The 9,905-nt window shown below is 24.6% G+C and carries 10 protein-coding genes and 1 pseudogene; 1 reads left to right on the top strand and 10 read right to left on the bottom strand.

What is annotated here, in order from left to right:
• A partial coding sequence (locus tag F0310_RS05225; RefSeq protein WP_182117916.1) for a helix-turn-helix domain-containing protein occupies window positions 1-120 on the bottom strand: 120 nt, incomplete at its 3' end.
• A 514-nt stretch (window positions 121-634) separates the two neighbouring features.
• Here F0310_RS05225 and F0310_RS05220 point away from each other — a divergent pair.
• Window positions 635-1,105, top strand: coding sequence for a hypothetical protein (locus tag F0310_RS05220; protein ID WP_182117915.1), 471 nt, complete (start codon window positions 635-637; stop codon window positions 1,103-1,105).
• A 508-nt stretch (window positions 1,106-1,613) separates the two neighbouring features.
• On the opposite strand, the gene F0310_RS05965 is transcribed toward F0310_RS05220, so the two are convergent.
• From F0310_RS05965 to F0310_RS05820, 9 genes and pseudogenes are all read right to left on the bottom strand, one after another.
• Window positions 1,614-1,769, bottom strand: a complete 156-nt coding sequence (locus F0310_RS05965) for a zinc ribbon domain-containing protein (protein WP_476577997.1) — start codon at window positions 1,767-1,769, stop codon at window positions 1,614-1,616.
• A gap of 678 nt (window positions 1,770-2,447) precedes the next feature.
• Complete coding sequence (locus tag F0310_RS05210; RefSeq protein ID WP_232535980.1) at window positions 2,448-3,389, bottom strand: hypothetical protein; 942 nt, start codon at window positions 3,387-3,389, stop codon at window positions 2,448-2,450.
• A gap of 119 nt (window positions 3,390-3,508) precedes the next feature.
• Entirely contained in the window at window positions 3,509-4,234 is a 726-nt protein-coding gene (locus F0310_RS05205; RefSeq protein WP_182117914.1) for a hypothetical protein, read from the bottom strand.
• Window positions 4,227-5,456 (bottom strand): ABC transporter permease, encoded by a 1,230-nt coding sequence (locus F0310_RS05200; RefSeq protein ID WP_182117913.1) that lies wholly within the window; start codon window positions 5,454-5,456, stop codon window positions 4,227-4,229. Before F0310_RS05200 ends, F0310_RS05205 begins: the two co-directional genes overlap by 8 nt.
• Entirely contained in the window at window positions 5,449-6,141 is a 693-nt protein-coding gene (locus tag F0310_RS05195) for an ABC transporter ATP-binding protein (RefSeq protein ID WP_182117912.1), read from the bottom strand. The genes F0310_RS05200 and F0310_RS05195 overlap by 8 nt, the downstream gene beginning before the upstream one ends.
• A 63-nt stretch (window positions 6,142-6,204) precedes the next feature.
• Window positions 6,205-7,248: a hypothetical protein gene (locus F0310_RS05190; protein ID WP_182117911.1), complete on the bottom strand. Its 1,044-nt coding sequence runs from the start codon at window positions 7,246-7,248 to the stop codon at window positions 6,205-6,207.
• Between the two features lie 60 nt (window positions 7,249-7,308).
• Window positions 7,309-8,085 (bottom strand): hypothetical protein, encoded by a 777-nt coding sequence (locus F0310_RS05185; RefSeq protein ID WP_182117910.1) that lies wholly within the window; start codon window positions 8,083-8,085, stop codon window positions 7,309-7,311.
• A gap of 50 nt (window positions 8,086-8,135) precedes the next feature.
• On the bottom strand, window positions 8,136-8,948 hold the full coding sequence (locus tag F0310_RS05180; RefSeq protein ID WP_182117909.1) for a tetratricopeptide repeat protein: 813 nt from the start codon (window positions 8,946-8,948) through the stop codon (window positions 8,136-8,138).
• A 631-nt stretch (window positions 8,949-9,579) separates the two neighbouring features.
• Window positions 9,580-9,905, bottom strand: a pseudogene (locus tag F0310_RS05820) (transposase); the annotation flags it as partial.

Here is a 9,905-nt window from a genome sequence, read left to right as displayed (position 1 = left end):
TTTCTTATCACTTAACATTTTGTTATACAAAAATCTTACACATCCAAATACTTTTGAAAAGCATTTTTTTTGACTATCGTTGGGATATATTCTATATTTATAAGCTTTATTAGCACTCATATATTTTTTAAAATAATATTAAATTAAACTTGCGTTACAAATTTATCTCCACCTAAATTTCATAGAAATTATAGGTGGAGTATTCTTTTTTATTTTTTGATAAAATTATTATCTATTCTTTTCATTTTAAGTATATCTAATCACTTTATTAATAAAGATATATTTATCACTTGATTTATTTAGCCTATTATCAACTTTGTTTAATCTTATTTAAATTATATCTAATCTGGTAATTTGTATTTAACTCCATTAACTTGAATAACTAAACTTTTAGTTCTAACTAAAAATTATTAATTCCAATATCTTTTAATTATTTATTGATTTAAAGTAACTTCTATAATTAGAATGATAAACTATATTCAAATATATATATAAACTTTAAAATTGATAATAGCTTAAATAAGCAATATAATCACTATTAATTTTTCTTACAAATTTATTAACCAGATAAATTTTTCATTTAATATTTGACAAAATCTCCTTTAATTAATATAATTAATTAAAGGAGATTTCTTTGAAAAAATTACGTATAAATATTTCATTTATCATTGCATTAACTTTATTTTTTAGTTGTGAATTTAACCCTCAGATTAAAAAATATATGGATAAAATTATTGAATCTACTTCAAAAACTGATAATCAAAAAAGTAAGTCTATTTTCCTCAAAAAAAATCAACAACAAGATACCCTTGAAAATAAGGCACCAAATAACAATAAAGTCATAAAAGAAGATGAGACCGAAGAATACTCTTTTGTGAGGGTAGGTCAAGACAACAATTCAAAAGAAAAATTTCTAAAATGGGCTAGAGAAAAAAAACAAAAAACCGAAAAGGAAAAAGACCTCAAAAATTGGGTTGCAGAACATAGAGATGAATTTCTTAAATGGCTTAGTAAAGACATCGATTCACAAGGAGATAATGTAGATCTTGTAGGAGTGCTCGAAAGATTTAAAGAATGGTATCAAAAAAAAACAAGAAGAATCTGATAAAGAATTCAAGCGTAAATTAAATTTGGTACTTCCATGGGCTAGTAGAAAGATAAGAGAAATCAATTAAAGAAAACCAATACCTACTACAAAAAAACGAAATTATATAGAAAATCTTAATAGACACTGGAACAGTTATTTAGATTGGATTAATAAAGAAGGCCGCGTGATTCATTAATACAAGCAATGAGAAACCATTTTTTAAAAGTATTGAACCAGATAATTATAGAAGCACATTTTGATCATTAATAAGCTTTTAAATAATTAGAAAAGTTAAATCCAATTACTTAATATATTAATTATATTTTTATAAATACAACATAAAAATTTTTCCTAACTAGTTTTAGCTATAAAATATCTCATTGATCTATTTTATATTACTTAGCTTAGTTATAAATAAAAGATATCTATTTCAAAGTGAACTGCTATTTCTAAACCAAAGAGTATAGAAATAGCTTCTTGTATCTAACTAAAATAACTTTTGAGTTTCTGAAAGAACGGCAATCCACTAAATCATGGTCCATAAGCTAAAGTTTAGACTTGCATTCATATCTCTATAATTCAAAGCGTCACAACTGCTGCATAGTTTATTTGATGGGAAACATCTATCTACTTTATGTAAAGCAGATCCATACCATTCTGATTTATATAATAATTGTTTTATAAACTCACTTCATCCTAAACCATCAATACTTTTCCAAACATTCTTTTTGCATTCATTTAATCAATACACTTTCTATTACCATGTTTTTACAATTTGATAAAAAGTAATAAGATAATTTATATAAGAAGTCTTTTCTTTGATTTAATATTTTTATCTAGCTTAACCATCTCCCACCTAACTTAGTTATTATACAAAATATTTTTATTAAGTACTTTTTGAGTACTAATTTGAGTTCATAAATATGTAAATATCTAACAAACATATCCCATCTTACCATCTAGCTCAATCTCCAGTCTTTAAATATATCATCAGAAATTTAATCTTCTTATGAGGCATAAATTACAAGACATTATGAAAAAGATATTAAATATACATATATTTTTATATTTAAATTCCTCATTATAAGAATGATTTATATCATTTTATTAAGATTTACTACTATCCTAAATTTAATATTTCTAATAAATTAACTATTTTATCCGTTTATATAAATTAAAATTATCTAATAATAAAATTATTTGCTGTATTTATACTCTTTATTAGCTTTATATTCTTTAATTTTTAAATACTATCCATCTTTTGCCCTATGCTTTATTCCCTAAACTATGATCTCCCCTCCCCCCATAACATATTTATCCTTAATACAATATAAAAATATAATATACCAAACAGAAAATTTTACAATTCAATTTTTAATTCAATACTAAAAATATTATAAAAAGGAGTATCTTTAAGATTTATCTTTTTATTAAACTCTAATACATTTATCACTTTTAAATAACATTCTTTAAGAATCAAGAAATTATTTTCAAAATAGAATTGCAAAGAATGAGTATTTAAATTGCTTTTTAAGGAAAACGTTGTTTGTAATAATTCACTAATCCATGTTAGTTTAATCCCAGATCCCAAAAAATAATTATTATTTTTCGAATAACTTTCAAATACTATTGAGAAATCATTAAATACGTCATTCTCAAAGCTAATATAATATCTAAGACCAAGCAAAAATCTATTATCATCATAATCTAATTTATAATTTTTAGGCCAAAGTAAGTCTTGTCTTAAAGTAGAATAAAAAAATACTCCACTATAAATTTCAAATAAAAAATCAAAAATAACAGTGATATCAAAAGTTTTATTTTCAATATTAAATGGAAATTCAACCATTGTAAGCAAATCTACTTCATCAAAAGATGCTTGAAAATAAAGCCAAGGAGATAAATATTCAGGCGATAAAAATTTATCTAGGCTTTTTTTATCTAACATAGAACCCAAAGAAACAGAATAATTGGAAATAAAATAATAGAACTCAAAAAACCACTCTGGTTCTATTGTGGTTCTTTTTAAAACAATATTTTCAATTAATCCATTTCCCAAATAATAATTTTGTCTACCTAATTTAAAAATAAAATCATTAAAGCTTAAATTAAAGAATAATTTATTGAAGCTTAAATATTGATCATCATTTTGTACAATAAAAGAAGGAGCAACTCCAAATTCCAACATCTTATAGTTTAATAAAAATCCCAAATAAGCTAAATTAGAAAATTGCAAAGCCCCTGTACCAAAAAAATCTTTTTTATCTTCATCGGACAACAATAAAGAAATTTTTGTTTTCAATCCTAAATGCTCCTTAAAAAACAAAGAGGATTCCGAAAACAAAAAGCTAGGTAAAGTCAAAAAAAGAATTAAGCAAATTTTTTTAAAAAATCCCAATATCAATTATCTCACATATGATTTCAATTTATATATCTTGAATATAAATCAAATATTCTATTAAACCCTTTTAAACTAAAAATAGAATTATTTAGATTAGTACTAATAATATCTTTTACATAAATTTTTGTACTAGAATCGTTAAAAGCTTTATCTTCAATCTCAAAATAAACAAAAGTATCTATTCCTTTAATATTTCCTTTTTTGTAAATTACTTCTTTTAGAACTCTTAATTCCTTATCTTTGTGTAAAGTTTTAAAATCATCTTTATTAATTTTTAATAAATCTACAAATGGATAGATTGATTTTTCTTTTGATTGAAATTCAAACTTATTACCTTCGGATTTTAATAAAACAAAATCCGCATTAAAATTTAAGCCCAAAATATCTTTAAGTTCAGACGAACCCTTAACCTTATAGGATGCGCTTACCTTAATTGGAATCTTAGCTTGTCTTCCTAACATAAAATGCCCTTTATTCCTAATAGATAAAAAGGCAAAATCTGTTTTTGATCCTGACATATAAATTAAACGTGTATCTTTATTGTCAATATTAACAACTCTTAGCCCTACGCTTTCTTCTAAATTATCTTTTAAATTAATTTCAAAATTCATCTTGAAAGCATAAATCCCACTTTCTAATTTAGGATAATATAGACTTTCAAATTCTTTTATCAAATTTTTTCCATTCTCAGAATATAATAAATTTAAAAAACAAAAATTAAGAATAATTACAAAAATTTTAAGCATCGTTCATCACCTCTACTACTGATTTCTTACATGCTTTTACAAACGGAAAAACAGAAGAAAGAACAGCAATAACTAGCATGAAAATTGAAACATACATTATATCACTAGCATAATAAAATATATTGATATAATATGTTTCTGAATAACCTGGAGGAGTAAAACTAATTTTTTGAAACTGAATAAAAAGTTTAGCCAAATAAGCCAATGCAATCCCTATAATAATATTTATAATATAAATAATGATAATTTCTAAAAATAAAGAGTAAAAAAGTTCCAATCTGGTTAAACCAATTGCTCTTAATGTGCCAAGCTCTCTAGTACGTTCAATACTCAATGCTGTCATTATTTGGAAAAATGCAATAAATATAAGAAGAGAGACTAAGAACAATATAAACATAAAAGTTGTTCTAGTCATTCCTAAAACAGATTTAAAGTAGGGATTAATTTCGAACCAGTCATTATAATCAAAGGCAATCCCCTTATCTTTTTTAAGATTATCTAACTTCTTTTTAAATGTCTTTAAACCAGAACTATCCTTTAAAAACACTTGAATCACATGTGCTCCACCCTCAAATGAAAATAAGTCTTTTAAAGTCTTAATAGTGGTAATTGCAAAAATATTATCTGCTGTTGAAAATGGAAATTTTATAATTCCAGCAACTTTAATATTTTGGAAATTTAAACCTCTCCCGAGCAAATTTGTCATTAATGTAAGATCAGAATTGGTTTCCGTTATTTTTTCTATACCAAATGAAGCAGCTAAATTACTACCAAGCAAAAACTCACCTGCATTAGAATCATGAAAAATAGGTTCACCTTCTAACAAAGATAGACTACTTGTAATCATATCTGGGTCTTCATAGGCAAATGCAAAAACCGGGTTACTTGTTGAAGAATTTCCAAGAAGCCCATCAAAATTAACTATTAAATTAGTGGATTGAAGTTCATCATAACTAACTATTTCATCCCGTATGAAATTAATGTCTTTTTCTTCAAGTAATAATTCACTCTTAAGACTACTAAATTTAGGATTAAAATAATTTTCTTTCGCAATTTGAATATGACCAGTTGAACTTACAAAATTTTTTTCCATACCTTCTCTGCTAAAGTTCATATATCCAACAAAAACCAACAAAAATACCACAGAGCTTGTTAAAAGTAGAGACAATATAATTGTACGCCTCAAATCTCTAAAAATATTATAAAAAGCCAATTTAAACATATTCACCTTCCATTAAAAATAACATTCCATCTTCTATTCTATAAAGTTTATTAGCCAAATTTTTTAAATTGTAATCATGAGAAACAAAAATTCCAATTGCATTCATATTCTTAAGATACTTTTGTATTGAAGTATAAACAAAAATGGCTGTTTCTTTGTCTAAATGACTAGTTATTTCATCTCCAATTATTAATTTCGGATCATAAACAAAGGCCCTTGCTATACCTATCCTTTGCCTTTGTCCTCCAGACATATACTTAGGTTTTTTATTAACAAACTTTGAAAGTTCAAAAAACTCTATTAATTCTTCCGTTTTAGACTTTAATTGCTTAGCACTTTTTCTTGAAAATCTTAAGGGCAATGAAATGTTATCAAAACCTGTAAGACTCGGAATAAGTTCAAAATGTTGAAAGATTAAACCTATGTTATATCTTCTAAATAAAGTTCTATCTTTTTCATTCATTGAACTCAAAAGGGTCGAGTTGAAACGTATCTCTCCTGTATCAAGTGAATCTATTCCAGAAAGCAAATTCATTAAGGTTGTCTTACCACTACCTGTAGGTCCTGAAATCCAAACCATGTCCCTTGATTTTAAACTAAGTGAGATATCCTTATTTGCATGAACAACTTCCTGTCCAATTCTATATTTTTTATTAACCAATTTTAAATCTAAATTAACGACCACTGCAAATCCTCCTATATTTTAAATTTAACACTGTACAACTTAAAAAGTTTCCTCAAAATAACATCACTCAAAAATTATTGAACTTAATAAAAACCCAAATAATAATTTTTTATCCTGGTTAATGCCAACTTTGAAGACAAAAGGAACTTCCTTAACTAACTTATAACCTATTCCAAAACCTAAGATATAAAGAAATTTGCCTTTATCTAAAAGAGAACTCTCTTTCATACCATATCCAATATCTGAAGACAGCACTAAAAATAAATCAGAAGCAAGATTTTTCAATACTTCAAGAAAAAACAATCTACATTCTAATCCGAAATTAGAAATAACATTAAAATAATTACTATCTTGATCCATTTTAGGAATAGTCAAAGCATAAAAATTTAAAGCATTATAATCAAATCCAGTTTCAAAAATAGAAGACTTTTTAAAATCGCCTGCCATTCCAAGATCGGCCTTAAATCCTAACTCCCACAAAGAAACAGAAACGAGATATTTCAAATTCCAGTGCACTCTATAAAACTGTTCATTATTATCTGGCAAATATCTATACAAGAAAGATGTTCTAATATCTGCTCTTTGAAACTCTGAATAATAAATTGGAAGCAAAATATCAAACTTATTCTCCAAAGTTAAAACATTATGATATGAATTTTTTCCAACACTAACACCTGTTTCTTTGATTAAATGATTCATAAATCCTGATCTAAATATATTTTCAAGTCTTAAATAATTAAAATTATAACCAACCTCAAAATTGCCAATATGTTCAGTATTTTTATAATCAAAAATAAACGGAATTCTGATTTCATAAAATGCCTTAGAAAAAAAATTTCTAAAATCATAAGCTAATCCAAAACCAAATAAAAATATTTTAGAATAATCAGTTCCTAATCTAAAAAAAGGTGATATTTTTGAATCATTCTCCTTAATATTTAAAATAAAATCAAAGTTATTTTCAAAATTATTTGGAACACTAAGATAATCAAGATAAAATTCAAAATCCATTCCATTTATTGATAAATCACTCAGTTCATCATCTAGTTCATTTGCAAATGCACTAAAACAAATAAAGATAAGTATTAAAAAAAATAACTTTTTCATTTATACCTTCAATCTTTCTTTATTCACTTTATTAAAAGTAAATTTATAATCTTTTCATTTCTAGTAAAAAGGATTACCTTCTTTTAATTTTTCAATCGCTAACACAGCCATATTTCCATTAGGAAATATGGCTCTGGCTATTTTTAAACACTCAATTGCTTCCAATCTTCTATTAGTACGAATTAAAAAAGAACTTTTCACTAATTCTTTCAAATACTTTTGCCTATCATTAAGATTAACGCCTTCTGCTTTGTCAATATAATTCTTTGCCATTAAAATTTTATAAAAATCCCTATTTGACACTCTAACTGTATAAAAAATAGATAAAGGAATAAAAACTTTAACATTATTGTCATCTATTTTTAATGCATTTTCTAAATGTCTCTTGGCATTAACAAAATAAAAATATAATCTACTTCTATCGTGAGGTATTAAATTTATAGCAAGCTCTCCCAATGCCCTAAAATAATCTGATGTAGCATTCTCTTCTAAAGAAATTTTAAAAGCACGATCATAATTAATAATTAACTTTTGAATCAAATCATTGTATTTATATGGATCATTAATTAAATAAGAAACGTCACATAAAACAAGGGAAATAAGTAAATTCAAGTAATTATATTGAATACTTTCCTTTTTATATTTCATTAATATATCATTTTCTATATTTTGAAGCTCATTTTTAAAAATTTTATCTGGTGCAAAAAAATTAAACTCAAAATTACCAGAACAATATTTAGTATGGACACTTTCTATTTTATCTATAAATGCCTTTAAGTCTCTTTCAAAAGAGTATAAACTAATATTTACTAAAAAAACTAACAATAAATTTAACATATAAAATTAACACATAAATCTTAAACAAAATTTATTAATACATTATTTAACTAATTTTTTATAGGAAAATCCATAAACAAATTTCCACTCTTGTTTTGCTCCAGAACTATCTTATGAAAAGCTCCATTAGGAAATATTTCACTAGCCTTAAGTACATACTTAAGGCTTTCTTTTTCATTTTTTAGAAGAAAATAAGCCTGACTTATCCATATATTTGCGAAATATTTCTCTACATCTGTTTGACCATATTTAAGTCCCAATTGAGCAAATGATAAAGTTTTATTTGAATCTCCTCCTGCAATTCTTGGTGCATACAAATACCAACTTGCAATAGAAGTATTAGCAAGTGAGTTTTTACTGTTAATCTTTAAGGATTTTTCAAAATATTTCCTAGCCTCATTAGCAAGCTTACTTAAAGTTGCACCACCTGCATATCTCAAAAGCATTAGATTAACATCTCCTAAAATCCTATAAATATCACTTTGAATGTTTTTTTCTAAACCTTTAAAATCTGTCGATGCAATGAGCTCTAAAAGAGATTTCTTAGTAGATTTTAAAACAGAATAACTTTTAGAAGAATTTCTTCTCCCTTCTTTATTCTGAAGAAGTCTGGCAATTTGGTAATCAGCAAGATTAATAAAATATGACTTGTTGCCAGAACTCATTTCATCACCCAATGTATCTTTAAATTTATTAAGTCTAAATATATAAGCATCTTCACCATTTTTTTTTGAAAATTCTTCAATTTTACCTGAATAATAGCCTTCTAATATTTCATAAAATTCTCTATTTGAAACATCAAAGGAATATACATAAAAAATGCTAAGAGTTAATAATAAAAAACAATAACTAATTCTTTTCATGATTACTTAACTAAAAGTTTAACTCAATAAATTATACTTTTAAGGAAATAAGAAAAACAAATTCCAATAATGTAGCAAATAATGTAGCAAACAAATAAGCAATATATTATCTAAGTGATTCAATGTGATTCAATATTTAAACTTTAAGCTGAATGTTCATAAGAAGAATATTCAGCTTTACTAATAGCTTTGAAAAACTAAAAATTTAGTAAAAATTATCAATCAATACATATTAATTTTTCTTATAAAAACCAATATTTTTCAATATATATTGCTAATATAACTCATATATGTTAAGTAAAGATAAAACTTTAATATAAAGTTAATAAAAAAAATAAAAGATTTAATGTCGATATACAAACTCATAAAAATATTATTAAAAGCAAAGTTGAAGTAAAAACAATTTTTATTAATCTATTTTACATGCAATGGGTTATTGTCACACTGTGATCCCACTGATCTTTCATTTTGTTAAAGTCGAATTTGAAATTAGTTTTGCTAAAAATTAAATAAAAGCTAATTATATTCTTTATTCTAAAGATGAAACCCTTTTATTTTATTAGAATACAATCACTATAAGGAAAATCTTGAAAATTATTTAGTGAATTATCAAAAGTTATTTTTATAATCTTAGTTGTAAAGTTGTATTTTTAATGTGACAACTACTGCATAGTTTACTTGACAAGAAATATCTACCTACTTTATGTAAAGCAGTAGATCCATGCCATTCTGATTTATATGATAATTGCTTTACAAACTCATATCATCCTAACTAAATAATTAATACTTTTCCAAACATATCTTTTTGCATGTCTTTAATTGATAAGTCTTCTATTACTATATTTTTATAACTTGATACAAAATAATGAGATAATTTATTCAAAAATCTTTTCTTTGATTTGTCATTTTTTTATGTAGCTTAGTTAGTTTAATCTAGATTTAGCTCTATTAGAAAAA

It is taken from the genome of Borrelia sp. A-FGy1 (assembly GCF_014084025.1).
Taxonomy (GTDB): Bacteria; Spirochaetota; Spirochaetia; order Borreliales; family Borreliaceae; genus Borrelia.
Note: the sequence above shows the minus strand (reverse complement) of the source record. Positions and strands in the feature narration are given on the sequence as shown.

Coding starts and splice junctions, on each gene's coding strand:
- F0310_RS05205 (WP_182117914.1), bottom strand. CDS start 4,234: ATGCTTAAAATTTTTGTAATTATTCTTAATTTTTGTTTTTTAAATTTA.
- F0310_RS05200 (WP_182117913.1), bottom strand. CDS start 5,456: ATGTTTAAATTGGCTTTTTATAATATTTTTAGAGATTTGAGGCGTACA.
- F0310_RS05190 (WP_182117911.1), bottom strand. CDS start 7,248: ATGAAAAAGTTATTTTTTTTAATACTTATCTTTATTTGTTTTAGTGCA.
- F0310_RS05185 (WP_182117910.1), bottom strand. CDS start 8,085: ATGTTAAATTTATTGTTAGTTTTTTTAGTAAATATTAGTTTATACTCT.
- F0310_RS05180 (WP_182117909.1), bottom strand. CDS start 8,948: ATGAAAAGAATTAGTTATTGTTTTTTATTATTAACTCTTAGCATTTTT.